This window comes from Bacillus sp. FSL W8-0640 (genome assembly GCF_038007725.1).
GTDB lineage: Bacteria > Bacillota > Bacilli > Bacillales > Bacillaceae_G > Bacillus_A > Bacillus_A cereus.
Genome location: NZ_JBBOXT010000001.1, coordinates 772,275 through 799,041, shown reverse-complemented (window position 1 = coordinate 799,041; position 26,767 = coordinate 772,275). Strand labels below are relative to the sequence as shown.

Genomic DNA, 26,767 nt, shown 5'->3' with positions numbered 1-26,767 from the left:
CTATTCTTAATTTTCTGAATTGTAAATATTTTAAAGACAAAAAATCACTAAGCTATGATCCTAGTGATTCTTTATGCGCATGCCTTTCTCTTTTCGCAAACGGAATATATAAAATAAAACACCCAATAAGCGCTGCGAGTTCTAATGAAATAATATAGTAAGGATGCGGTCCTAACATATCGAGTAATGAAGCTGTTTCTGGCTTATGAGCTAAAAACATATAATTACCACCTGTTTTGTAATTCACAAACGAAACAAGCGGAATCAATATGTTTAAAAATATCATCGTACGCTTAATAGATTGCAAGGTCGGTCTATAGCCTTCCACCCAAGTCATAAAGAGTGGTGCCCAAATAAGCAATACATGCGCGATAAAATATTCAATGAAACGAAAATGCGGAAAAGCATATTGCAAATTTGGTGTTAAAATGGCTTGTGATGCACCAATAATTCCCGTAAAAAATACAATCTCATATATTCGATAACTTTTCGTTACAATCATAATCGACGCTAACAATAAACTAATTGTACATAACTCAAACGGTAATGAAGTAGCTAGCTCAAAAATCCCCGCTTTCCACTCCCACATATGAAGCCCAATTTCACTACCTATAAATAAAAATGCAATCGCATATCGAACCGTTATATTCCACTCATTTTGACGTAATAAATCTTGGTATTGATACAGAAAAAATATCCCCACCAACATAATAAATAATATAATGGCATGTTGCCTTGAGTATGGAATAAACGGTTTTAATGGATGCGCACTAAAATAAGCTTCCATCTTCCTTCCTCCTCTCCTTCATACAATATTATTGTAAGAAAGAAACAACGAGTCAATTCATTTGCTTACAATAGGACAACCTCTACCTTACATTTACATATTCATACCTTACAAAACTGTAAGGTTATTGTAAGCTAAAACGATTTGTCAGATTCTTCACCTCTTCTATACTTAATGTAGATACTAAAACGAACGAAAAGGTGATAAATAGATGAAAAAGAAAAATAAGGTGTTAATTACTAGTGTAGTAGCAATCGGAATTGCAGCTGGATCATACTTTGCATTTGCTGGGGGCGGTTCAGAAGTAGCAATGGCATATAGCGGATATAAAGTAACTGAAAAACAAATCCAAAACGCGCAAAAATTTGGTGGCGAAGTTATTCCAAATGGAATTGAAACTATTTCATTCGATCCAACAAAAGGAACATATGAATTAGCTGTAAAAAAAGGCGATGAAGTGAAAAAAGGTCAGCTTCTATTTAAATACAATGACCCGACTGCTAAACAAGGTGTAACAGAAGCAGAAATGCAAAAGAAAATCGCACAAAAAGAAGTAACGTTGTTCCAAAAACAAATTGATGCGGCGAAACAAAAATTACAAAAAGATAAAAATGCAGGCCTTCCCGCTGAAGCATTAAAAGCATCAGAAGCTGAAGTTGGGCAATTAGAATCACAACTTGAAATGAAAAAGTTTGAAGTTGAAAAAGCTGATGAAATGATTAAAGCAGCAAAAGAGAAAGTAAACACTCTTTCTGTAACAAGTCCTGCTGATGGCGTAATTGATGATATCGTGAAAACTGCTGACGAAAAAACAGGTATGAGCGGAGTTACTCTTCGTCACGCTGGTCAATTTAAGGTAAAAGGTCAACTTTCTGAATATGAGCTTGCTAGTATGAAAGTTGGGCAAGAAGTAACTGTTTCATCAAAAACTGTCGCTGGTAAGACTTGGACAGGAAAAGTAACAGAAATCGGTTCTACACCATTAAAGAGCATGGATGAAAATAAAACTGTTTCTAACTATCAATTCACTGTCACATTAGATAATAGTGACGAATTACAAAACGGCTTCCACGTTTACGTAACAAGTAAATCTGGCGAAGCAACTGGTACAATTGTTCCGAAAAGCAGTATCGTGAAAAAAGGTGACAAAAATGTTGTCTTCGTTGTAAAAGACGGTAAGGCGAAAGAACAAGCAGTTACTGTTGAATTCGAGACTGATAGCGAAGCAAAAGTTTCTGGAGTGAAAAAAGGAGAGGAAATTATCTCTAAACCTGAAAAAGACTTAAAAGATGGTATGGAGGTTGTCGCCCAGTGATTAACTTAAAAGGCATCACGAAATCCTTCCAAAATGGTGCAGAATCCGTTCAAATATTACACGGAATTGACGTAACACTGAACCAAGGAGAATTCACTTCTATTATGGGACCTTCTGGTTCTGGTAAATCAACATTAATGAACATTATCGGTTGCTTAGATAAACCGACGACAGGTACGTACGAACTAGCCGGTCAAAATATTTCAAACATGACTGAAACAGAACTTGCACACGTACGTAATAAAGAGATCGGATTCGTATTCCAAAACTTCATGTTATTACCGAGACTTACAGCGCTTCAAAATGTAGAACTACCTCTTATTTACGCTGGAGTCGATAAAAAAGAAAGACGCGAGCGCTCATTAGCTGCTTTAACAAAAGTCGGTTTAGCTGATCGCGCTACTCACTTACCGAACGAATTATCAGGTGGACAAAAGCAGCGTGTCGCTGTTGCACGTGCAATCGTAAATAACCCAAAATTCATTTTAGCCGATGAACCGACGGGAGCACTTGATACAAAAACAAGCACACAAATTATGGACCTCTTTTACGAATTAAATAAACAAGGCTCAACAATCATTATGATTACCCATGACCGTGAAATCGGGGAAGCTGCAGCACGTCAAATTGTAATTCGTGACGGAAATATCGTCCAAGATTGGAGAGGTTAATTTTGAATACGAGTGAAAATATACGCATGGCCCTTTCCTCTATCTTTGCTCATAAAATGCGTTCTATTTTAACGATGTTAGGTATTATTATCGGTATTAGTGCCATTATTACTATCATTTCAATGGGTGATGGTACAAACGCAAAGTTTAAAAAAGAATTAGGCCAAGGAAAAGATAACGAAGTAACGATTTACTACAACAATCCTGATTACGGAACAGATAGTGCCAAAATCACACCTGATATGCTAAACCGTCTGCAAACTGTACCAGGCGTTAAAGATGTGTATCCAGACGTAAGTATGAAAGTAAAAGCATCTGCTGGTTCAAAAGATGTAAATCTTGATTTAAAAGGTGGAACAGGCGCCTTTATGACAGATTCGAAAATAAAATTAGTTCACGGTCGTGAATTAAATGACAGTGAACTAAACCAAGCAATCCCTGCTGTTATATTAAATGAAGAAGCTTTCAACAAATTATTTAGTAGTGGTTGGGAATCAAATCAATACACAGATATAAAAGGAAAGCCGTATAAAATAGTTGGTGTATACGAAACGAAAAACGACTTTGGAATGCCTATGCCTGAAGGTTATACATCACTTGAAAATGCGCCTGTCATTTCAGGAGTAAATGAGTATGACTCTGTAAGATTAACAATGACCTCTCCGACAGAACGTAAAAGTGTAGAAAAACAAGCCGTTTCTGTCTTAAACGAAATGAAAGCTCCTAAATTTGAGCACAAATTCGAAGCACAAGACTTAGGTGAATTTACGAAACAACTAGACGAATCAATTGGTATGATGAAAATGGTATTTGGTGGTATTGCTGCTATCTCCTTACTTGTTGGTGGTATCGGTGTAATGAACATCATGCTCGTATCTGTAACAGAACGTACACGGGAGATTGGTATTCGTAAAGCACTTGGTGCAACACGTGGTAAAGTATTAACACAATTCTTAATCGAATCTTGTATTTTAACAGGACTTGGTGGTTTCATCGGATTCATGCTGGGTATTTTCTTCGCTTGGATTGTCTCAATCTTTGCTGGATGGCCACTCGTTGTCTCAAAAGAACTTGGACTTCTTGCAGTAGGTATCTCAATGTTAATCGGTATTATATTCGGTTTACTACCAGCTAACAAAGCTGCCAAACTGGATCCAATTGAATGTTTACGATATGAATAAACAAAAACGTAGGAGTTTACACTCCTACGTTTTTTATTTATCTACTAAATTGAGTTTCTTCTATTATATATGTTTCACGTTACAACTATCATTCTAATACTCTTCATTATTTATAGGTACTAAGGCTATTATCTAATTCTATTATTGCAAAAATACTATGTAATAGACGAAAATCAAGGCGTAATTTTTTCCATACTTCGACTGATTTTGTAACAATTATATCGATATTTTATTAAATTTCACCTCATTTATATATTTTCACGCCTAAAAATATTATCGTTTTATAACTAAATTTCCATTCAAACAGTAAAATACGCTACTTTCGTAACGCTATAGATATCACTCAGAAATATTACTGTAACATTATTAACGTTAAAGTAATTGAAATACTACTCATTTTGTGTTTCATATGCCCTGATACGCCAAAAAACAACAAGGAAGCGCTATCAGGATATTTATGGAATTGTTACAGAATATTAATGCCCCGTTACGAAAGCTTTGTAATTTTATGTTTTTCGCAAATAAGAAAATAATGGTTGCTATAATGAGGTCAACGAAAACAAATGCAATGGAGGCTATTATGAAAAAATTTATGGGTATAGCAACAGCAGCGGTTTTTGGTCTTGGGATTTTCACAACATCTGCTAAAGCAGAAACAATCGTAACGACTGACGTACTAAACGTACGAGAAAACCCAACTACTGAATCAAAAGTTGTAGGAAAATTATTAGATGGATATAAAGTAAATGTTTTACATACAGAAAATGGTTGGTCAAAAGTTCAATTGAATAGCGGTAAAGAAGCTTTCATAAGCGCTGACTATACAAAAGACACTTACTACGTAACAGCAAACGTATTAAACGTACGTGCTGGAGCAAACACAGACTCAGAGATTCTTGGTAAGTTGAAAAAAGATGATGTAATTGAAACAACACACCAAGTACAAAATGATTGGATTCAATTTGAATATAACGGAAAAACAGCTTATGTTCATGTTCCTTACTTAACAGGTAAAGCACCAGTTAAAGTTCAACCAGTAGCTAAAGTTGAAAAAACGACTACAGTTCAAGATACAGCTAAAGCTCAGGAAGTAGCTAAAACTCAAGCTAAAGCTCAAGAAGCAACTAAAGCTCGCGAAGCAGCTGAAGCTCAAGCAGAAGTTAAAGCTCAAGAAGCAGCTAAAGCTCGTGAAGCAGCTAAGGCTCAAGCAGAAGCTTCAGCTCAGGCAGACGCTGAAGCTCAAGCAGAAACTAAAGCTCAAGAAGCGGCTAAAGCTCGTGAAGCAGCTAAAGCTCAGGAAGCAGCTGAAGCTCAAGCAGCGGCTAAAGCTCAAGAAGCAGCTAAGGCTCAAGCAGAAGCTAAAGCTCAGGCAGATGCTGAAGCTCGTGAAGCAGCTAAAGCTCAAGAGGCAGCAGTTGAAGCTCGTAAAGCAGCTAAGGCTCAAGAGGCAGCTGATCGTGAAGCAGCTAATAAAGTTCAAAAACCAGCTACACAACAACCTGTTGCAAAAGAAACTGAGAAAAACACACAATCTTCTTCTCGTGAATTCCAAGTTGTAGCAACAGCTTACACAGCAGATCCACTTGAAAATGGTTATAAAGCAGGCGACCAAGTAAAATCAGCTTTAGGTCATAACTTAACAGCTAATCCAAACATGAAACTTATTGCAGTTGATCCAAGTGTAATTCCATTAGGTTCAAAAGTATGGGTTGAAGGTTACGGAGTAGCAATCGCTGGTGATACTGGTGGAGCTATTAAAGGTAATAAAATCGACGTTTTAATGCCAGATAAAGGTACATCAAGTAGCTGGGGACGTAAAACAGTTACAGTTAAAGTATTAAACTAGTTAGTAAAAAAGAGTCAGTCTCATCCTTGAGGCTGGCTCTTTTTTATGATTCTTACATTCTTTCTTTCTCTTGAAAGTAAGTAATGTTATCTCGAAGCCACTTCCTCTCCGACATAAACAAGTTTCCACGTTTTTTGTACACTTTATCAAATATCTTTAAAACTTCTTCATGATTAGCAAACTTATGTAAGAAACGAAGAGCAATGATAATCTCTGCTTCATCCGTAGGCTCTACTTCATTTTTACGTCTTCTAGCAACAATTTTATTCACACGTTCGCAAATTGGTCTCATTGCCATTTCGTCGCCATACGTATAAATAGCTCGAACAGCTTCATATTTCACCATCACATTTCTATCCTGTAAAGCTTCAATATAAACTATTTGCAAGTCCGATCCCCCTATTTTTGCTAACACCTCAATAACAGTTGAACGAACATAGGCACTATTACTATATAAAAGCTTTGTTAACGGCAGAATCGATTGATTTGTTCCAATCTCAAGCAAGGTATAACAAATATTTGTAATCTCATCTTTATTTTCTTGAGTATCCAGCAACTTTAGTAAAGCACTCTCCGCTTCTAATGATTTACATAACTTTAAGGAAGAAACTGCCCAAAAACGAACACTATCGTTTTTATGGTAAATATACGGAATAATTTTATTTGTATCACTTACTTCTGGCAATGTATAAATATTACTAAGCAGTTCACTTAACAAAGTCGGGTTTTGTTCACATTCCAAACAATCTATAAGATAATCAGCAATACTGATCTCTTTCGTATTAATAGCAAGTTTCGTCATTACATAATACATATCTTTCTTCATTGCTATTTTTTTTGCTTTGGTTACCTTCTGCTGTAAATAAGGAAACGTTAATAGGTCATCTAGCTCTTTTGCTTCATCATAAGCACGATGCCTAACCTCTGTATCTTCATCAGCCATCCGCCTTAATAAACTATCTATATACCCTTCCATCTCATTCTCTCCCGTCCAAATTAAGCCTATCTCTTTGCATTCTATATACGATAGACTACTATATCAACAGAAAAAAGAGAATGCCCCAGCATCCTCTCCTTCTCTTCTCTATTCCACACAAGTAAACTGCGTCCAAGCTCCTACATAATCTAGTAAGAATAACTCCTCTTCCGCAATTGTACCGACGATATTTTTCCGTTCATCTATCGGCATTTCTTTCAAGATGATTTGCAGTTCACCTTTATACTTTCCGAATGAGTTATTACCAATTACAACTTGCCCTCTTTCCTGTAGCACACTTTCGCGCACTGGGAAGTCATAGTCTTTGTACTTTTTACGCACTTCTGTAGAACGTACCATATATTCTGTTATGTCACCGCGCCTTACATGTAATTCTTGCAGCGTGGCTCTCTTTTCTACTTCAGTCGCTTCGTCTACAAAGTGTACCTTTAGCTGTAACATGTAGCGATTTAAGTTTCCTAGTTTCTCTAACTCTTCCTCACTCGCATAAGCATTTCCGATAATGACATCATCGATTAGCCCTGTTGCCCATAAATGCTTCGCTTGTACTTCAATTGGTAAATTACGATGCTCTTCTAACGTACATAATCCGTCGTTAATATCCCATGGACCGATGTTTGCGGCATGTGATGTAATAAAAGCTGCACTGCGAATACCATGCTTTTTAAAGCGTTCACTACAGCGAATGAAATAATCGTACGGAAGACCAGTGAATTTTTGCGGATAAAAATTATGGCAACCAATTAAAGCTGATTTATTCGCTTGATGCGAAAGAATATTTTCTAAGTACGCAATATCGTTACTTACATTTAACTCAATTTTTAAACCGTACGGATTATTCGTCATTTTCGCTTCCGTTAATCCGTCAAAACCTACATCTAAACGAATACCGTCTGCGCCTAACTCTGCGAAAAATGATAGATCGCTATAACTAATACCAAGCTGATCAAACACAGCCGGAGCTACATCTAAAATAACTTCCATATCGTTATCTTTTGCGTGATTGATAATCTCTTTAAATTCAGCTACAATTTCTTCTTTCGGACGATTCACAGATAACAAACAAGTAAATATTCTTGAAAAACCGTGTCGTGCCGCTGCGGAAATATAAGCCATATCTTTTTCTTTCGTTGAATGTTCTGGATAAAGTGAAATTCCTAATTTACGCTCCATGCTTTTGCATCTCCTTCACACGTTGTATTAATGCCATGCTCGTAAATCTATATTTTGCAGATAAACACGTTGCACATAAAATTGTCGGTACAATAATTACGTACGGTGATTGCAATCCTAACATTACATATGCACCCATTGAACAACCGATAAATAAAACTGATACTAATAGTAACACTAATAAAGATTTACTTTGTACCCATTTCGAATAATGAGCAATACACTGTCCGACCACGAATGTAATTAAGATGATAATTGCTCCGAGCATTCTGTTTTCTCCTCTCCTGCTAATTGTTGTTTCTCATACATTTTGAAGAATGGATAGTAAATAACGAACGAGATAACAAAGTTAACAAGTACAAGTACACCAGCCATAATTGTCCAGTCCGTACTAATCACCGCTGCAATTGGTGCTAACATCGTAAATGGCAGTTTCGCCATCATAAGTGGAATCATACCTGAAACAACTGCGAAATATGATACCGTCGTTGTCACTAACGGTGTAATAACGAACGGAATAATTAAGATTGGGTTCATTACAATTGGTGCACCGAAAATAATTGGTTCGTTAATATTGAATAAACCTGGTACGAATGATAATCTACCTAACTCTTTTAGGAACTTAGATTTAGAGAACATAAACATAATTACTAAAGCTAACGTTGAACCTGATCCGCCAATCCATACAAACCATTGAATGAATTGCTCTGTAAATAAGTTTGGTAACTGATGTGCATTTCCTGTAGCCGTGAACACTTCCATATTTTCAAGAATTGCTGAATCCCACATCGGACGAATAATTGGTCCTAAAATCGCTGGTCCATGTATACCGAATGACCAGAAAAACACGATTAAGAATACTGTTAATAAACCACCGAATAAATTATTTCCTACTAATACTGATTTTAGTGGTGCGATTAAATATGTAATTGTTGTATTTACATCGAATTTCAAACCGTAGCGAATGCCCCAGAATAAAAGAATAACTGCTAACGTTGGAATTAATGCTGCAAACGAATTTGAAACTGCTGGTGGTACACTATCTGGTAATTTAATCGAGATATTATGCTTAATCATAAAATGATAAATTTCTACTGCAATTAATGCTGTAACAATTGCGCCGAATAAAGACGTTGCACTTAATGTTCCTACTGAAATATATCTCCCTGCATCAATAACACCTGGTACAGCTTTCGTAATTTGAATTGGTTCAACTGATGCTAGTAAAAAGGCGAGTACAGATAATAACCCTGCACTTAACTGATTGAGCTGATAAAAGTTCGCGAGCGAAGCCCCTACTCCAAATGCTGCGTATAATGCCATTAGTCCTACTGTAAATCGAAATGGAATATCTAAAATATGGCGAAACGGTGCAATCCATTCCATATATGCATCAATTGGTAAATTTAAAAAGATAACGAAAAATGATCCGACGATCGTTAACGGTAATGTAGAAATAACTCCGTTTCGAATTGCTAATAAATGTCGTTGTCCTGCAATTTTTTGCGTTGTTGGCATAATCTTTTGTTCCATAAAACTCATAAACCCATTCATCAATAGCCCTCCTCTTTCTCTCTACTATAAAAGAACGAAATAAACTTTATAACATTATAATGTTTATATTTAAAAAGATATAATTATGCTAAAACTAATTGTTCTGCTTGCTTAAGCACTTTCAAACCATCACACATACCATAATCTCGTTGGTCTATAATCGCAACTGGTATGTTGTATGAATTTGCAAGAAACTCTACAGCTGGAAATAAATATTTCACCTGTGGGCCAATTAAAACGACATCGGCTTCCTTAATTTCAAGCTTCACTAGTTCTGAATCAACCGCCTTAATTTTATAATTCTTCCCCTGTTTCTTTGCCTCTTCTTGCATTTTTCTTACGACCATACTCGTTGACATACCTGCTGCACAACATAATAAAATGTACATCTTATACGGTCACTTTCTCTTCTACTCGTTTATGAAGAGCAATAAACTCTTCAGCCAGTTCTTTCACTGTAATTGCATTCATTAAATGATCTTGTGCGTGCACTAACAGTAAACTAATTTCTGCATGATTTCCTCTTGCCTCTTCTTGAATTAAATCCGTTTGAATACGGTGCGCTGCTGAAATTTCCTCACTAGCAAGTTTCATCTTTTCACCGGCATTCCCGAAATCTCCTTGTCTTGCAAAAGCAATTGCTTCAAGCGCCGCGCTTCTCGCATTGCCACCATGTAAAATTAACGCAAATGGAGTTTGCATATCAGCCATTTTAAATTCCCCCAAGCTATATGTTTTCTATATTTTTATCTTATTATGAAAACGCATACAATTAAACATAAAAAACTTCCGTTATGTAACGGAAGTTTTTATATACTTTTTCAAAATGATAATAAAATTTCTTGAAAATCTTCAATTACCTCAGTCTGAGTAAGTTTCTCTATCGTAGTTTGACTAGACATAATATCATATAAAAAATCATAAAGCCTTTGCAAATCTTCATTATTATTGCGCTTTACACTAAATAAAATAATTACTTGTACTTTTTTATCTCCCCAATCAACAGCCTTTTCAAGTGTGCAAAACATCAAAAAAGTTTCCTCACTTAATAACTGCATCGGATGCGGAATCGCAACTGAATTCCCAACCGCTGTCGGAGACGTATTTTCTCTCTCCATAACAGAAGCATAAAAGTTTTTTGGTACATAGCGTTTCTCAGCAGCTTTTTCACATAAAAACTGAATAACATCCTCTTTCGTAGAAGCATTATGATTTAAAAAGATTAAATCTTCCTTAATATAAGGCTGCACACTAGTATTGACATGCGTAAACAACCGCTGACCAATCGATTTAATCTCTTTATCATCAAATATTGAATTCACTTTTATAACTGGAACAGGCAAGCCACTCGGTATATGAATCGTACTAATAATACAATCTATTTTTTCTTTATAAAGATCTTCTACTTTCAATTGATAATAGCCTGTAATACCTACAATCTCTAATTTATCTCGGAACTGTGATAAAATTTTATATTTTAATAGTTGTGCACTTCCTTGACCAGTCGCACAAACTAATAAGCATCTTTTCTTTTGATTCTGCTCCTGCAAACGGCTCATCGCTCCGCCGAAGTGAATTGCAATATAACCAATTTCACTTTCAGGTATCGATTCACCCGTATATTCACCAATGATATCTCCAACGAGAACCGCAATTTCAAAAGCATACGGATAATTCTTTTTCACTTCTGCCAAAAGAGGATTTCTCGTATTTAGCTTATACTTCAAACGATTTAATAACGTTTTTAAATGAATACCAAATCCAAATAATAATTCTTCATCATAATAAAAAATAAGATTCCGTTCTTCCGCTACTTTAAAAAGAATATGTTGCATAAATGCATATATATCTTTCCCTAATAGCTCTTCTACATTTTCATAGCGATCTCTCGTTGTAACAGCAGTACTTAATAAATGCATCGTCACATATAATACTTCTTCTTCTGGAAATGAAAATTTCAACTCTTTCTCTAAATCTCCTAAAATCTGCTTCGCAATTGTATATTCTTTCTTTAGTATAAGTTCTGATTGCTCCGCATGCAGTCCTTTCATATAATGTTGACTTTGACAACGCTTTAATGCGATTGCAATATGAATGACTAAATTATCAATTTCTATATCAGATAAATATATTGTTCCGCCTTCAATATACTTTAATATAATTGAACGAATGAGTGATATATGAGGTAGCGATAAATATGTCTCCGTCTGCTCAAATTGCTCATGAAACGGAGTATGATCATAACGCGGTAAACCATATTGTGATAAACAAGAACGAATATTAAATTCCTCTCCAACAATACGTATACCATAATACGGTCTCTTCTCAATTTGTAATTCATAGCAACCACATATATCTGTAACATCTTTCATAATTAAATTGACCGTTGATTTGCTCACATACATCTCTTCCGCTAATTCTGAAAGCTTCACATATCCCTCTATCATTAAAACACGCTGCAGAATGTACGCTATTCTTTCTTCATAAGAAGTTGGGATCTTTTCCATCTGTTTTTGAAATAGACTCACACAAAAGTCTTCAAATTTCTTCTTTTGTATAATTTCTAATTCGTACCCATTCCCTCTTTGCGATTCGATTTTCGCTCCGTTTTCTTCCAATATATCATTTAATAATTTTATATCCTTTTGAATCGTCTTCGTTGATACATGTAAACGGCCCGCTAAAAAAGCTCGATTTAACATCGATTTCTCTTCTAAAAATTCCTCTAAAATAGAAATTAATCGCTGATGCACCTTTGTCATAGCTCTTCCTCTCGCTCTTTATATATAAAGGGGGAAAAGCTGCTGAAATCAGTAGTTTTTCCCCTTTATATTCTCTCTATTTCTTTAATGTAAATCCGAATTTATCCCATGCTTGTAAATAGTCTAGTAAGAAAATCTCTTCTTCTACAATTCGACCAACTACATTTGTTTTTCCTGTATTCACCATATCTTTTAATGCAATTTGTAATTCGCCTTTATACTGGCCATATTGTTCATTATCAATTAATAAATCTCCACGCTTAATTTCACGCGTATTATGAGGTTTAAACTCTTCTTTTTTATATTTCACACGACTTTGTGTAGAACGAATCATATATTCAGATACATCTCCGCGATAAAAATGTGGTTCGTTTAATACGATAATTCTTTCTAGTTCTGTCGTTGTATCATATATTTCTATATCAAATGTTTGTTTCTCTTTATTTAATGCACCTAGTGCTTGTAATTCTTCTTCTGACGCATATGCGTTTGCAATAATAACATCATCAATTAATTCCGTCGCGAATAAATGTTTCGCCTGTGTTGTCATCGGTAATTCACGATGCTGCTCTAATGTACATAACCCTTCTGTTACTGGCCAAGGTCCGTATGTTGCATCAAATGATGAAATAAAAGCTGCCGTTCTCATACCGTAATCTTTAAATTGTTTCGAGCATTTAATGAAATGATCGTATGATAATCCTGAATAACGATGCGGATAAAAATTATGACAACCAATTAAATTTTCACGATTTGGTCTATGACTCATAATGTTATCTACATACTTCGTACCATTGCTCATATTAATCTCAATTTTCAAACCATACGGATTATAAGTCATAATTGATTCTTCTAATCCTGAGAAACCGACATCTAAACGAATACCGTACGCACCTAATTCATGGAAGAATGATAAATCATTATACGAAATACCTAATTGTTCAAAAACAGATGGACTAATATCAACTAATACTTGGAACCCTAATGCATTCGCATGAGAGATCGTTTCTTTAAATTCTTCTATAATTTTCTCTTTTTCTCCATCCACAGATAATAAACATGTGAACACACGTGTAAATCCATATTTACTTGCTAATGTTAAATACTCCTTATCTTTCTCTACTGTTGAATGTTCTGGATAAATAGAAATACCTAATCGTCTCATATGTACACGCCTCTTTCTTCATCATATTGTAAACCTTTTCAAATATATGTAGTGAAAAAGTATATATCCCCTTCTTGTTCACTACTCTTTTGAATCCGCTTTCTTTAAAGAAAAAACAATTTCTATCATTCTTAACACCTACAAGTCTATACATCTATACTTTACATCTTTTTTTCATAGTTGTGTAGCTTTTACACAAATTTGTCAGTTTTTCATCTTAAAAATTGTTATCCGTTTTCAAGACACCTTCCTTGACTGTTGCATTGGCCAATACATATACTCGAAAGAAAAGAGAAAATTTTATATAGGGGATGAATATATGGGAGAAGCAATACTCGTAAAACGAGAACCGTTATGGACGAAAGAGTTTGTTGCTTTAATTTTTGCAAACTTATGTATGTTTTTAGGGTTTCAAATGTTAATTCCAACCTTACCTGTTTATGTGAAAGAAATTGGTGGCACAAGTTCCAATATCGGATTTGTTGTCGGCATGTTTACCGTTGCGGCACTTTTTGTTAGACCGCTAACTGGGAACGCCTTGCAAAAATTCAATAAAAAAATCATTTTAATGATCGGCACTGCTATCTGTTTACTCGCTATGGGCAGTTACCTTTTCGCCTCAACTATCTTTCTCTTGCTTGCTGTTCGTATTTTACACGGAGCTGGTTTCGGTATTACAACGACTACATATGGAACTGTCGTTTCTGATTTAATTCCCTCAGCTCGCCGCGGAGAAGGCATGGGATATTTTGGCCTTTCTGGAACAATTGCAATGGCCCTCGGTCCACTTATCGGACTATGGCTTATGCAAACATATAACTTCACAATTCTTTTTTTATGTGCATTATCGTGCACAGTTGTTTCATTAATATTAACGAAACTACTTCAAATCCAAAAATCGAAACAGCCTCCACAACAATCATCTAGTACTTTTCTCGATGGATTTATTGAGCGTAAAGCTTTACTTCCTTCATTATTAATATTATGTATTACATTAATGTACGGAGGAATCGGAAGTTTTATCACTCTATTTGCTACAGAAGTCGGCATAGCTGATATTAGTCTCTTCTTTTTATGTAACGCACTAGCAATCGCTGTAACTCGTCCATTCTCTGGAAAGCTATATGATGCGAAAGGCCATACATTCGTCATCATTCCGGGAGTTATTATAACTTTTACAGGCATTATTTTATTGTCGTATACGACGACAATTCCGAGCTTAATTATTGCTGCAGCATGTTACGGAAGTGGTTTTGGAGCGATCCAACCTGCACTACAAGCATGGATGATTGACCGCGTAGCACCGCATCGACGCGGCGTAGCAACGGCTACATTCTTCTCCGCATTTGACCTTGGAATCGGCGCTGGAGCGATTATATTTGGATTTATTGCTCATTTTACAAACTATGCAACTGTATATCGTTACTCCTCTCTATTACTTATTGCTTTTCTCTTCATTTACATTACAAGCATAAGAAAACAAAAGCATGGCGATAAAAACACGGAAAAAGCTGCTGGATAATTCAGTGGCTTTTTTATCGTGTTAAAAGAATTATTTCCCCTCGTTTTGCTGTTATAAAACTACATGCATTTTCCTACATATTTTTTTAACTTTCATCAAAAAATATACGATGAACTCGCAGACGCTTTCCTTAATATTCGACTGAACAATATTATTCTAAAAAGTGTGATTTCTTTACAAAATTAAGATTTATACAAGATGAAAACCAATAGAACACAGCTGTTTCTTTAAGGGATTGTAAACTTTTCTTCTCTTTGTAAATTTAGTGTAAATTTTACTAGCAAACCGTTTACAGTGCCTCAAGGTTCAGTTAATAATTACATCGTACATGAAATTTAAGGAGTGGAATGCGTGGAATATAATGTTCAAGATATGATCTTCCAGTTCATTGGTGGATTAGGTATTTTCTTATTCGGGATTAAATACATGGGCGATGGACTGCAACAAGCAGCTGGAGATCGTCTTCGCGATATTCTAGATCGTTTTACAACAAACCCACTTATGGGTGTACTAGCAGGTATGTTAGTTACGGTATTAATCCAATCCAGTTCAGGAACAACTGCTTTAACAGTCGGACTTGTAAGTGCCGGATTTATGACATTAAGACAAGCAATCGGTGTTATTATGGGTGCAAACATCGGTACGACAGTTACTGCATTTATTATCGGAATTAAAATCGGAGAATATGCTCTCCCAGTTATGGCAATTGGAGCAATCTTACTATTCTTCTTTAAAAATAAAAAAGTACATTCTGTAGGTCAAGTTGTATTCGGTTTTGGTATGTTATTCTTCGGTTTAGAATTAATGAGTGCAGGTATGAAACCTCTTCGTTCTTTAGAATCATTCCAAGAATTAACAGTTAGCATGAGTGATAATCCAATTTTAGGAATTGTTGTCGGTACAGTCTTTACTTTAATTGTACAAAGCTCAAGTGCAACTATCGGTATTTTACAAGAACTATTTGGTCAAGGTGCAATCGATTTACAAGCAGCTCTTCCTGTATTATTCGGTGATAACATCGGTACAACAATTACAGCTGTATTAGCAGCAATCGGTACTTCTATTGCCGCAAGACGTGCAGCATTAGTTCATGTTATCTTTAATATTATCGGTACAATTATCTTTACAATTTTATTAGTACCATTTACAAGTTTAATTCAATATTTCCAAACATCATTAAACTTGAATCCAGAAATGACTATTGCATTTGCACACGGAACATTTAACGTAACAAATACAATCATTCAATTCCCGTTCATTGCAGTGTTAGCATGGATCGTAACAAAAATTATTCGTGGTGAAGATGCAGCGATTGACTTCAAACCACAACATTTAAATCCAATCTTTATTGAACAATCTCCAGCCATCGCTTTAACTGAAGCTCAAAAAGAGATTATCCGTATGGCTGAGTTCTCATTACATGGATTAAAAGAAGCAAATCAATTTTTAAATACACAAGACAAAAAACACGCAAACATGGCTACTCAATTAGAAGGAGCTATTAACAATTTAGATAAAAAAATTACCGAGTATTTAGTTTTACTATCAGAAAAGCCACTTTCACCTACGGATTCTGAAAAACATTCTGTTTTAGCAGGTGTTGTTGGAGATATTGAACGTGTCGGTGATCATGTAGAAAACCTTGTAGAACTTGTAGATTTCCAAATTTCAAACCGTGTTTCACTATCAGACGAAGCATTAGCTGAATTAAATGAAATGCTTGAGTTAACAATTTCAACACTGCAAGACTCAGTTGAAGCTTTAACAAACTTCGATACTGAACTAGCTCAAACTGTTATTGCCAAAGAACGCAAAATCGACCAAATGGAACGTGTTCTTCGTAAACGTCACGTATTACGTCTAAACGAACGCAGCTGTTCAGGTGATGCAAGTATCATCTTCGTCGATATGGTAAGTAACTTAGAGCGCATTGGCGATCACGCTGTAAATATCGCTGACGGTGTTTTAGGTGAACAAGGAAAAATCAATTTAAAACAATCATTATAATAAGAAAGAGACGCTAACGTAAGCGTCTCTTTCTTATTATATTTTAACAACTGTTCTTCCTTTTAACTTTCCTTGCAATATAAGTGTAAACTTCTCCTCTAATTCTTCTAATGTACATTCTCCTGTATAAGATCTTAACTCTTTATTACTCCATTCATTTGCTAAGAGCGTCCACACATCACTTCTCACATCTGCTGGACATTGCACAGAATCTATCCCTAAAAGGCTTATGCCTCGTAAAATAAACGGATATACCGTTGTTTGTAATTCCTGGCCTGCCACATTACCGCATGTCGTTACACAACCACCATACTTTACTGTTTTTAAAGCTGTTTCTAACATACGTCCACCTACAGTATCAATAACTCCGGCGTATATCCCTTTTAACATCGGTCTTCCTGATTCATCATTCAATTCCGCGCGATGAATCACTTTTTTCGCTCCTAGACGTAGTAGCATATCTTTCTCTTCCATTTTTCCTGTCGCTCCTACTACGTTAAACCCTAACTTACTTAATATACTAACAGCTACACTGCCTACGCCGCCTGTAGCACCCGTTACTAAAACATCTCCCATATTAGGCTTGATTCCTGCCCCAATAAGCTTATATACCGACAACGCCGCAGTAAAACCTGCTGTCCCGTACATCATACTTTCCTTTAATGACATTCCTTCTGGTAAAGGCACGACCCAAGATGATGGCACGCGAATATATTCTCCGAAACCACCAGAGGTATTCATACCTAAGTCATATCCCGTTACAATAACTTGATCTCCTGCTTTAATGGTAGCATCTTTACTACTCACAACTACTCCTGCAGCATCAATTCCTGGCGTATGAGGATATGTTCTCGTAACCCCTTTATTACCAGTAGCTGAAAGAGCATCTTTATAATTTAATGAAGAATAATGAACTTGTATGAATACGTCTCCCTCAGGTAAACTACTTACTTCTCTCTCAACAACTTTTCTTACAAACTGATGATTTTCCTTTTCGTTCACAACGATTGCTCGGAATGATGTATGATTCATTATGCTCTCTCCTTTATCCGTCAAATTCTTCTTTATTATATAGAAGAAATAAGTAAGCTTACTCATTTCTTCTTGGCTATATTTCAACAAATCTTACTTCCCTATCACTTTCTCATAATATATATTTTCATTTCTACTAAAAGCCCTTATACTTATTCTACATCTGACAAATAATATATAGAAAATCTGACTTTTTATAAATATATTGAATTTTTACGAAATGTAAATGTTTTGTAATGTTTTTTTTCGCTAAATTTCATTATAATAAGTGGATATGAGTGTCGTATTTCAATCCAAATGAAGGAGTACAGGAAATGGAGCAAAACCCATCTTTGCAAGAAAATACACGCAATAAACCGAAAAAAAATAAGAAAAAAATAAAAATTATTATAAGCGCTATACTATTCGTTTTATTAATAGGCGGCGGTTATACTTGGTTTTTAGTAAATAAAGCATCTTCTGCTGTTCGAAATGCCGCACACGATTTAGCACGCGGTGATAAATCTGATTTACGTGATAAGGCTGTAAAACCTATTACAAACAATGTCTCTGTTTTAATAATGGGTGTCGATGAAAGCGATGTCCGTGGAAAAGAATATGGTGAAGCTATAAGAACAGACGCGCTTTTACTTGCAACATTTAATAAAGATAGCAAAACTGTTAAACTATTAAGTATCCCACGTGACACATATACTTATATTCCAATAGAAAAGAAAAAAGATAAAATTACACACGCTCATGCATTCGGTTCTGCTAAAAACGGAAAAAATGGTGGACCACAAGCAAGCATTGATGCAGTTGAAAAATTAATGAATGTTCCTGTCGATTATTTTGTAAAATTCAACTTTAAATCATTTATAAAAATCGTCGATGACTTGGGCGGTGTTGAAGTTGATGTACCAGTTGAATTTACTGAGCAAGATAGCAATGATAATGCTGAGGCTATTCATCTAGAAAAAGGTGTTCAAAAGCTAAATGGCGAAGAAGCTCTTGCTCTTGCTAGAACAAGGCACATCGATAGTGATGCAATGCGTGGACAACGTCAACAACTCGTTATCGAGGCTATTTTAAAGAAACTAACAAGTGTTGGTTCTGTAACAAAAGTTGGCAACATCATTGATGATATTAACGGACAATTCGTTACAAACTTAACATTTGATGATATGCTTTCATTCTATAAATATGGATCGGATTCGGAAATTGAGAAATTACAAATCCAAGGTGATGATTGCTACATGGCAAAAGGTGACGATACTTGTAGCAAATCTGCTGGTGGTGGTCGAACTTACTACTACAATCCAGATAAAAAAGAATTAGCTAATGTTACAAATGAACTTCGTACTCATCTTGGGCTACCTGCATATACAAAGTCTGACTCAAACTCTGATTCGAAAAAGACAAAAGAATCTAAGTCTGAAAATTCAAGTGAACGCGAATCAAATAACAATGAAGTGAAAAATAAGAACAAAAATAGCAGTGAAGATACAGAAACATCGTCTAATGACAATGAATAATATAGAAGCGGTTCTCTATGGAGGTAGAGAACCGCTTCTTTTTATTCTTCCAAATATAAAAATCAGAACTTTCTAACTATCTTTTTTAATATTTTTAAATTATAATAAATAGTAGCAATCTATTCCAATTATCAGGGGGCTCATACATATGAAAGCTGCAGTAAAACATAACATCTCAGATTTTAAAGACTACTTAAAATCTAACGATATATACATGGAAGAAAATATAGATGAAAATGATGGCTCTGTTCATTTTTCAGTAGGATTAGAGACTGAAGCTGGCGCAAAGATTCAACTTATCGCTGCTTTCCAAAACGAACATCCTACGGTGGATATATACTGCTTCAATGTTGCTCACGTGCCTGATGCAACATCAACAAATGATATTTTACATGTCATCAATGAATTAAATACATCTTATCGCTTTGCAAAATTCACATTAAATAAGCAAAATGCAATTGATATTTCAACATCTCTTGCATTCTCAGAACCAAACTTTAATCCAGCACTTGTCTTTGAACATACGAGAATGCTATATAAATTAGCAAATGACGAATATAAAAACTTAATGAAAGTTATTTGGGCATAAAGTAAAACTATAATCCGTTAGGTTTACGGGCAATAAATAAAAGGATGGGCTGTAAGCAGCACCATCCTTTTATTTTGATATCATATCGATCCACATTTTAACAGCAGTGCCTACAATTAAAGTGGACAATACATATTGCAGTACTTTTTGATTTAGCCTCTTCCCGACTCGTGCTCCAAGTGGCGCAGCAAATATACTGGCAACCGCAATAATTAGAGCTGGAATGATAACTACTTGCCCAGTAACCATTTTTCCTGTAGTAATCCCTATTGAGGAAATAAACGTAATAGCGATAGATGTTGCGATCGTCATGCGCAGTGGTAATTTTAAAATAACTAGCATAATGGGAACTAAAAGGAACGAACCTCCAGCTCCTATAATGCCTGAAGCTCCCCCTACAACGAACGCTAACAAGCTTGCTAACCATTTATTATACTTCACATCTCCACTATTATTTTGTTTCGGTACAAACATCATAATAGCTGCAATTGTAGCTAATGCTGCATAAACAACATTGACTGTATGTTCCTCTAATATGTTAGCACCGAAACTCCCTATGAAGCTTCCTATTAATATACTAGCTCCCATATACATAACTAACGTTTTATTCATGTCATTACTTTTCCGGTATGCCCAAGCGCCTGCAAAAGTTGCAAAGAATACTTGTACCGCTGTAATACCGCTCACTTCATGTGATGTATAGCCAGAAAATCCCAGCAATACCGGAATGTATAAGATCATCGGATAATTAATAATCGCGCCACCAATCCCAACCATTCCTGATATAAACGATCCTATAAACCCAATTATAAAAAGTAATACGACTAAGCTCATCTTACATCCCCCGCCTTCTAAAAAGAAGGTGATTTAAATGAATAAGTTTACATTCCCATCCGAAGCATCTGCTAAATATGCCCCTACACCTGCAAACTCTACCCCTTCCATAATCTCTTCCTCTTTTAACCCTAATAAATCTACTGTCATTTGACAAGCTACAAGTTTAATTCCTTGTTCTTTCGCCAAATCAATTAAATCTGGTAAAGGCATCGCATTATGTTTTTTCATAATACCTTTAATCATCTTTGGTCCCATACCTGCAAAATTCATTTTTGATAATCCCATCTTATCCGCACCGCGTGGCATCATTTTTCCAAACACTTTTTCTATAAAAGTTTTCTTTACCTTCACATGCTCATCTTTCCTTAAAGCATTTAATCCCCAAAAAGTATGAAAAATAGTTACCTCTTGATCATACGCCGCTGCACCATTTGCAATAATATAAGCAGCCATTGCTTTATCATAATCTCCGCTAAATAAAACGATTGTTGTTTTCTTCTGTTGTTCCATGTTGTTCTCCCTCCGATTACCTATAGGGGTATTTTATCATTTATAAAAAGGCTCAAATCATGTATCTCTGTACTATACGACTTTACCTTCCCATGCTAACATACCACCTACCATATTAATTGCTTGAAAACCGTAGCTCTCTAAAAACTGAACTGCTCGTGCACTTCTTCCGCCAGAACGACAAACGATAATATACTCTTTCTTTTTATCCAACTCATGCATACGAAACTCTAATAGTCCTAGTGGAATATTACACGCTTCTGGAATTTTCCCTTCGGCTACTTCTTCTACTTCACGTACGTCCACGATATTTACTGCTTCTTTACGTAACAATTTTTCTTCCAATTCTTTTACTGTCATTTCTTTCATTTTAAATTCCCTCCTCACAAACCATTCATACCGCCTGAAACATTGATAACGTGCTGAAATCCTAATTTCTTTAATACCTTTGCTGCTTGCTTACTTCTCATTCCACTTTGGCAAATAACGATTACTTCCTTATTCTTATCTAATTGATTCGCCTTACTTGCTAGATCATTTAGGGGGATATTTTGAAAGCCTTTCATATGATTCCCTCTATATTCACCTACTGTACGGACATCAATAAAATACTTCCCCTTTTTCCCCACTATACTTTTCAATTCTTTGCCATTTATATTTTGAACACCTTTCACTGGTAAAAATCGTGAAATAACAAACCATGCAGCAAGTACAATGAAAAGCGTACTTAATATTGTGTTCATATAACCAACCTCTCTATATTTACAAAACTATTGCTTCACTACGCCTTCCTAATCCAAAACTTCAGCACATCGCCTTCTTCTTCAAGCTTTACGATGTCATGGCCACATTTATTTGCCCACGCTGGAATATCCTTAACTGACCCTTTATCCGTTACATGTATTTCTAACACTTCTCCAGTTTGTAGAGCATCCATTGCTCTCTTTGTTCTTACAATCGGCATTGGACATGCTAAACCTTTCGCATCTAACACTTGTTTTATATTCATCATCAATTCCTCCATTTTTTATTTATTTCATTATTCGTGCACTGCACAACGATTTGGACCAATCTCCATTTCACGCTCTTTATCCACACTTGGGTGAATTTTACCCATATTGGTTTGACGAATTTCTTCATATGCATTTGGCTGAGGTGGTAAGTTTTCTGTTACAACTTTACGGAACTCTCCCTCATCCTCAATATTTAATCCTGCATTATGCTCAAATAAATCTTTTAATTTTGCACTAACGATACCACTTTCGTTCATTTCACTTATTTTTGAATAATGAGCCGGTAACACAACTAAATTTTGAGATAGCTCTTTATATCGGCTATACAAAGTATTACGTAAATCACTCACCCAATCTTCAGCCTTACCAGCAAGATCAGGACGCCCAATTGAATCTACAAATAAAATATCGCCTGATAATAAATAAGAATCATCTACAATGAATGACGTACTTCCAATCGTATGCCCTGGTGAGTATAATGCGTCAATTACAATTTTAGTACCCCCCATCGTAATAACAGATCCTTCAACAAGCGGTTCGTATGAGAAAACAACTTCCTCTGCATCTTTTGGTGGTAACCAATACGTACCACCTACCTTTTCCGCTAACTTACGTCCTCCGGAAATATGGTCTGCATGTAAATGTGTATCCATTACATTCGTAATCGTAACGCCATGCTCTTTCGCAAATTCTTCATATGCTTCAACTGTTCTTACTGCATCAATAACTGCTGCTTCACCATTTGAAACGACCATATAAGATAAACAGCCTTTTCCAAGGCGGTTAAACTGATACATACTTCCACCATTTTTTAAATCTCCAACTTTTATAAGCTTTACATATTCACTCCAAGCCTTCATGCCACCAGCTAAATAATAAATATTTTCTAATCCAGCCTCTGTTAATTGCTCTGCCACAAATATAGAAGACCCTTCTTTTGCACATACTACTAAAACATCTTTATCTTTAGGTAATTCACTTACAATATGATCTACACCATCTAACAAGTCAAAGTAAGGTCTATTAATAGAAGAAACTTGTTTCCCTTCAATTTTCCAATCTTCATAATCCGCCTCATTACGAACATCTAAAATGAATAACTCTCCGAATAACACTTTCTCTGCCACATCTTTTGCTTGTAACGGTTTAACACTCACTCTATTACCCCCATAGGTATATTTTTATTCAAAAAAATTTATTTCTCTATATTCCCTTGCCACTCTAACATACCTGGAATGACATTTTTCACATTTGAATAACCTTTCTCTTTCAACATTTGGCAAGCTATATCACTGCGATTACCAGTTCGACAAATAACATAAATTTGCTTCGTCTTATCTAATACTGCGCTGTCTAATTCACCTAATGGTACCGAAATGGCGGATGGAATATGACCAAAAGCAAATTCCGCTGCTTCGCGAACATCTAATACAATGCTCTCTTCTCCATGAGACAATATAGACTGTAATTCTGCATTCGTAATTGTATGTGGATATTTCACAATTTCATTCACTTCATGCTCGTTTGCTTTCCTAACATAATGCACCAATACATCATCCTCGTGTTTCGTCCCGATATATTGATGTCCTACTTTACCCGCCCAACTTTTTATATCTACCGTAGATCCTTTATCTGTTGCCTGAACTTCAATCACTTGCCCTGGTGCTAATCCTTCTATCGCCTTCTTCGTTTTCACAATCGGCATCGGACAAGCCAACCCTTTACAATCTAAACTCATATCCACTTTTATACTCATAATTGATTCCTCCACAACTTATATACATATACCTGTAGGGGTATATTAAAATGTTTTTGAAAATCTGTCAACAATTATATTTGACAGATTATCGGCTTTTTACAAGTAATTGAACAGCTTCTTTAATTAACTCTTCATTTGAACCATTACCACTTTCAAACTGTTCACGCAAACATTGCTCTAAATTTGTCCCAACAACAAGTCCAATTGTACGATCAAGTGCAGAACGAGATGCCGTTAACTGTGTAATAACCTCTCGGCAATCTTTTCCTTCTTCCATCATACGAAGTACACCACGAACTTGACCTTCAATACGTTTCAATCTATTTTTCATATCTTGATTATATTCCATTCTATAATCACCTCATTACCATTATGTCACTATTTATAACCTATGACAATATATTATACCCTATAGGGTATTTTGTAAACCCCTATTTTTAATATTTATCTTATATGTTCACAAAACAAGAAGTGAAACCTTACTATATAGGCTTTCATCTTCCACCAAATTTTGAAGTGGAAGATGAAAAAATATTAATATACAACACGTTCTGGTACTACTGTTCCGTATAATTTAAAGCCACCATCTAAGTTCTTTACCTTATATCCTTTTTCCATTAACATGCGCGCTGCAACATACCCTCTCATACCAAGTTGGCAAGTGATATATATTTCTTTGTCCATTGGCACTTCATCCAATCGATCACGTAATTCATCTAACGGAATATTAATAGAGTCTTTAATCATTCCCTGTTTTAGTTCATTAGGCTCTCGAACATCAATAAGATATCCACCATTTTTAACAATGTGATCTATTTCATGCCATTGCACTGTGTCCACAAAACCATCTACTATATTACTTGCCGCATACCCCACCATGTTTACTGGGTCTTTTGCAGAAGAATAGGGCGGGGCATATGATAATTCTAAATCCGGCAAATCGATTACAGTTAAGTTTGCCTTCATTGCCGTTGCAATAACATCAATACGCTTATCTACACCATCACGCCCTAACGCCTGCGCTCCATAAATTTTTCCGCTTTCTTTATTAAAAATTAATTTTATTAGCACAGGCGTAGCATTCGGATAATATCCCGCATGAGAATTTGCCTGTACATGTACTACCTCATAGGGTATATTTAGTCGTTTTAATATTTTCTCATTCACTCCAGTCGAAGCAACTGTTAAATCAAAAACTTTAGCCACAGAAGTTCCCATCGTACCTTTATATAAAGAATCCGTATGACCATGAATAATATCTGCTAACATGCGACCTTGACGATTAGCTGGCCACGCTAAAGGAATCATCGTTTCTATTTCTGTAACAAAATCTTTCACTTCAATCGCATCACCAATTGCATATACATATGGGTCAGATGTTTGAAATTTCTCATTTACCTTTATCGTTCCTCTAACTCCCAATGCTAATCCTGCCTCTTTCGCTAAACTACTCTCTGGTTGTACACCAATTGCTAAAATAATCATATCTGTTTTTATAACTGAGCCACTTTTTAAACGTACAATAGCCCCGTCTTCTTCTAACGCATCTACACCATCTTCTAAAACAAGCTCAACATTGTGATTTCTCATATGTTCATGTACGTATGCTGCCATTTCATAATCGATTGGTGGCATTACTTGATTCGCCATCTCTACAAGAGTAACATCAATCCCGCGTTCTCTTAAATTCTCAACCATTTCCACTCCAATAAATCCTCCACCAATAACCGTCGCATGACGTGGTTTCTTCTCATCAATATACGCTTTTATACGATCTGTATCAGGTACATTTCGTAACGTAAACAACGCCTTCGCTTCTTCAATGCCCGGAATAGGTGGAACAATTGGTTTCGCCCCTGGTGAAAGAATCAAAACATCATATTCCTCGTTATATGTTTCATCTGTAGTTACATTCTTTATCGTAATTGTTTTCTCTTCTTTATTAATCTTTACAACTTCACTCAATACACGTATCTCTAAATTAAAACGTTTTGACATCCTTTCAACAGTTTGTACTAATAACTTTTGTCTTTCTGTAATGACACCGCCAATATAATATGGCAATCCACAGTTTGCGAACGAAATGTATTCACCGCGTTCAACCATAATAATTTCATCTTCCTCACTTAAACGACGAAGCCTTGCAGCTACTGATGCCCCGCCAGCAACTCCGCCTACTACAACAATTTTTCTAGACATATTTCAAACCTCCATGTTATTTATTATTTAATTTCCTCATGCATCAAACAAAAACCTATACCTGTATGGGTATATGATAGAGTATAAAAAATTTAATTTCAATCAATATGTCTTTCTTTCACAAATTTGAAACAAATAAAAAAGAACTTAGATACCTCCAAGTTCTTTTGCGTATAGTTCTATAACTTTCTGCACGATTAAACCAATGTATAAATACGTGTTTTGAAAATTTAAATACACCTGTATTTAAATTTTCAAAATCAATAGCTTCTTCACATAAGGTTAAATCCATTCCACGTAAAATTCTTTAATGCCACAACCTGAGAAAACGAAT

27 protein-coding genes are annotated in these 26,767 nt (G+C 35.5%); 8 read left to right on the top strand and 19 right to left on the bottom strand.

Going from position 1 to position 26,767, the window contains the following annotated elements; translation table 11 throughout:
• Positions 1-52 precede the first annotated feature (52 nt).
• A complete protein-coding gene (locus tag N2V80_RS04130; RefSeq protein WP_000388679.1) occupies positions 53-787 on the bottom strand; it encodes a YwaF family protein in 735 nt (244 codons plus the stop codon).
• Between the two features lie 211 nt (positions 788-998).
• Here N2V80_RS04130 and N2V80_RS04125 point away from each other — a divergent pair, with 211 nt between their 5' ends.
• The 4 genes from N2V80_RS04125 (at position 999) to entC (ending at position 5,800) form a co-directional block, all read left to right on the top strand.
• Positions 999-2,102 (top strand): efflux RND transporter periplasmic adaptor subunit, encoded by a 1,104-nt coding sequence (locus N2V80_RS04125; protein WP_000728830.1) that lies wholly within the window; start codon positions 999-1,001, stop codon positions 2,100-2,102.
• Positions 2,099-2,773 carry an ABC transporter ATP-binding protein gene (locus tag N2V80_RS04120; protein WP_000609104.1) on the top strand — a complete coding sequence of 225 codons (675 nt, stop codon included), beginning with the start codon at positions 2,099-2,101 and terminating at the stop codon, positions 2,771-2,773. Before N2V80_RS04125 ends, N2V80_RS04120 begins: the two co-directional genes overlap by 4 nt.
• Positions 2,774-2,799: 26 nt before the next feature.
• Positions 2,800-3,954, top strand: a complete 1,155-nt coding sequence (locus N2V80_RS04115; RefSeq protein WP_001986269.1) for an ABC transporter permease — start codon at positions 2,800-2,802, stop codon at positions 3,952-3,954.
• A 457-nt stretch (positions 3,955-4,411) separates the two neighbouring features.
• On the top strand, positions 4,412-5,800 hold the full coding sequence (gene entC, locus N2V80_RS04110) for a cell wall-binding protein EntC (RefSeq protein ID WP_061654738.1): 1,389 nt from the start codon (positions 4,412-4,414) through the stop codon (positions 5,798-5,800).
• A 52-nt stretch (positions 5,801-5,852) separates the two neighbouring features.
• Here the strand turns inward: entC and N2V80_RS04105 are convergent, their stop codons facing one another.
• The 8 genes from N2V80_RS04105 to N2V80_RS04070 form a co-directional block, all read right to left on the bottom strand.
• Complete coding sequence (locus tag N2V80_RS04105) at positions 5,853-6,776, bottom strand: HEAT repeat domain-containing protein (protein ID WP_061654739.1); 924 nt, start codon at positions 6,774-6,776, stop codon at positions 5,853-5,855.
• 108 nt (positions 6,777-6,884) lie between these two features.
• Entirely contained in the window at positions 6,885-7,970 is a 1,086-nt protein-coding gene (locus tag N2V80_RS04100; RefSeq protein WP_061654740.1) for a DUF871 domain-containing protein, read from the bottom strand.
• Positions 7,960-8,238 carry a hypothetical protein gene (locus N2V80_RS04095; RefSeq protein ID WP_000900048.1) on the bottom strand — a complete coding sequence of 93 codons (279 nt, stop codon included), beginning with the start codon at positions 8,236-8,238 and terminating at the stop codon, positions 7,960-7,962. The genes N2V80_RS04100 and N2V80_RS04095 overlap by 11 nt, the downstream gene beginning before the upstream one ends.
• Positions 8,214-9,524, bottom strand: coding sequence for a PTS sugar transporter subunit IIC (locus tag N2V80_RS04090; protein ID WP_001013053.1), 1,311 nt, complete (start codon positions 9,522-9,524; stop codon positions 8,214-8,216). The genes N2V80_RS04095 and N2V80_RS04090 overlap by 25 nt, the downstream gene beginning before the upstream one ends.
• Positions 9,525-9,607: 83 nt before the next feature.
• Positions 9,608-9,913: a PTS sugar transporter subunit IIB gene (locus N2V80_RS04085; protein ID WP_000275642.1), complete on the bottom strand. Its 306-nt coding sequence runs from the start codon at positions 9,911-9,913 to the stop codon at positions 9,608-9,610.
• A gap of 1 nt (position 9,914) precedes the next feature.
• Positions 9,915-10,235: a PTS lactose/cellobiose transporter subunit IIA gene (locus N2V80_RS04080; protein WP_000774631.1), complete on the bottom strand. Its 321-nt coding sequence runs from the start codon at positions 10,233-10,235 to the stop codon at positions 9,915-9,917.
• A gap of 110 nt (positions 10,236-10,345) precedes the next feature.
• The gene (locus N2V80_RS04075; RefSeq protein ID WP_061654741.1) at positions 10,346-12,286 is read right to left on the bottom strand and encodes a BglG family transcription antiterminator; all 1,941 of its coding nucleotides are present in this window, start codon (positions 12,284-12,286) and stop codon (positions 10,346-10,348) included.
• Between the two features lie 76 nt (positions 12,287-12,362).
• Positions 12,363-13,451 carry a DUF871 domain-containing protein gene (locus tag N2V80_RS04070; protein WP_001253349.1) on the bottom strand — a complete coding sequence of 363 codons (1,089 nt, stop codon included), beginning with the start codon at positions 13,449-13,451 and terminating at the stop codon, positions 12,363-12,365.
• Between the two features lie 319 nt (positions 13,452-13,770).
• Here N2V80_RS04070 and N2V80_RS04065 point away from each other — a divergent pair, with 319 nt between their 5' ends.
• Together N2V80_RS04065 and N2V80_RS04060 are read left to right on the top strand one after the other, a co-directional pair.
• Complete coding sequence (locus N2V80_RS04065; RefSeq protein ID WP_000503243.1) at positions 13,771-14,973, top strand: MFS transporter; 1,203 nt, start codon at positions 13,771-13,773, stop codon at positions 14,971-14,973.
• Positions 14,974-15,324: 351 nt separating this feature from the next.
• Positions 15,325-16,980, top strand: a complete 1,656-nt coding sequence (locus tag N2V80_RS04060; protein ID WP_000456270.1) for a Na/Pi cotransporter family protein — start codon at positions 15,325-15,327, stop codon at positions 16,978-16,980.
• A 36-nt stretch (positions 16,981-17,016) separates the two neighbouring features.
• Here the strand turns inward: N2V80_RS04060 and N2V80_RS04055 are convergent, their stop codons facing one another.
• Positions 17,017-18,012, bottom strand: coding sequence for a YhdH/YhfP family quinone oxidoreductase (locus N2V80_RS04055; RefSeq protein ID WP_061654742.1), 996 nt, complete (start codon positions 18,010-18,012; stop codon positions 17,017-17,019).
• Between the two features lie 314 nt (positions 18,013-18,326).
• On the opposite strand from N2V80_RS04055, the gene N2V80_RS04050 reads away from it, so the two are divergent.
• Together N2V80_RS04050 and N2V80_RS04045 are read left to right on the top strand one after the other, a co-directional pair.
• Positions 18,327-19,526, top strand: a complete 1,200-nt coding sequence (locus tag N2V80_RS04050) for an LCP family protein (RefSeq protein WP_000437392.1) — start codon at positions 18,327-18,329, stop codon at positions 19,524-19,526.
• A gap of 148 nt (positions 19,527-19,674) precedes the next feature.
• A complete protein-coding gene (locus N2V80_RS04045) occupies positions 19,675-20,115 on the top strand; it encodes a hypothetical protein (protein ID WP_000642362.1) in 441 nt (146 codons plus the stop codon).
• Positions 20,116-20,184: 69 nt separating this feature from the next.
• Here the strand turns inward: N2V80_RS04045 and N2V80_RS04040 are convergent, their stop codons facing one another.
• The 9 genes from N2V80_RS04040 to cdr form a co-directional block, all read right to left on the bottom strand.
• Positions 20,185-20,949: a sulfite exporter TauE/SafE family protein gene (locus N2V80_RS04040; RefSeq protein ID WP_000060715.1), complete on the bottom strand. Its 765-nt coding sequence runs from the start codon at positions 20,947-20,949 to the stop codon at positions 20,185-20,187.
• 33 nt (positions 20,950-20,982) lie between these two features.
• Positions 20,983-21,462: a DsrE/DsrF/DrsH-like family protein gene (locus N2V80_RS04035; RefSeq protein ID WP_000437728.1), complete on the bottom strand. Its 480-nt coding sequence runs from the start codon at positions 21,460-21,462 to the stop codon at positions 20,983-20,985.
• 72 nt (positions 21,463-21,534) lie between these two features.
• Positions 21,535-21,831, bottom strand: a complete 297-nt coding sequence (locus tag N2V80_RS04030; protein ID WP_000661816.1) for a rhodanese-like domain-containing protein — start codon at positions 21,829-21,831, stop codon at positions 21,535-21,537.
• 14 nt (positions 21,832-21,845) lie between these two features.
• On the bottom strand, positions 21,846-22,205 hold the full coding sequence (locus tag N2V80_RS04025; protein ID WP_001092317.1) for a rhodanese-like domain-containing protein: 360 nt from the start codon (positions 22,203-22,205) through the stop codon (positions 21,846-21,848).
• A 38-nt stretch (positions 22,206-22,243) separates the two neighbouring features.
• Positions 22,244-22,474: a sulfurtransferase TusA family protein gene (locus N2V80_RS04020; RefSeq protein ID WP_002093886.1), complete on the bottom strand. Its 231-nt coding sequence runs from the start codon at positions 22,472-22,474 to the stop codon at positions 22,244-22,246.
• A 27-nt stretch (positions 22,475-22,501) separates the two neighbouring features.
• Positions 22,502-23,632 (bottom strand): MBL fold metallo-hydrolase, encoded by a 1,131-nt coding sequence (locus N2V80_RS04015; RefSeq protein WP_061654743.1) that lies wholly within the window; start codon positions 23,630-23,632, stop codon positions 22,502-22,504.
• Positions 23,633-23,670: 38 nt separating this feature from the next.
• Entirely contained in the window at positions 23,671-24,231 is a 561-nt protein-coding gene (locus tag N2V80_RS04010) for a sulfurtransferase TusA family protein (protein WP_000023957.1), read from the bottom strand.
• An 88-nt stretch (positions 24,232-24,319) separates the two neighbouring features.
• A complete protein-coding gene (locus N2V80_RS04005) occupies positions 24,320-24,583 on the bottom strand; it encodes a metal-sensitive transcriptional regulator (protein ID WP_000456206.1) in 264 nt (87 codons plus the stop codon).
• 185 nt (positions 24,584-24,768) lie between these two features.
• Entirely contained in the window at positions 24,769-26,433 is a 1,665-nt protein-coding gene (gene cdr / locus N2V80_RS04000; protein WP_000087605.1) for a CoA-disulfide reductase, read from the bottom strand.
• Positions 26,434-26,767 lie beyond the last annotated feature (334 nt).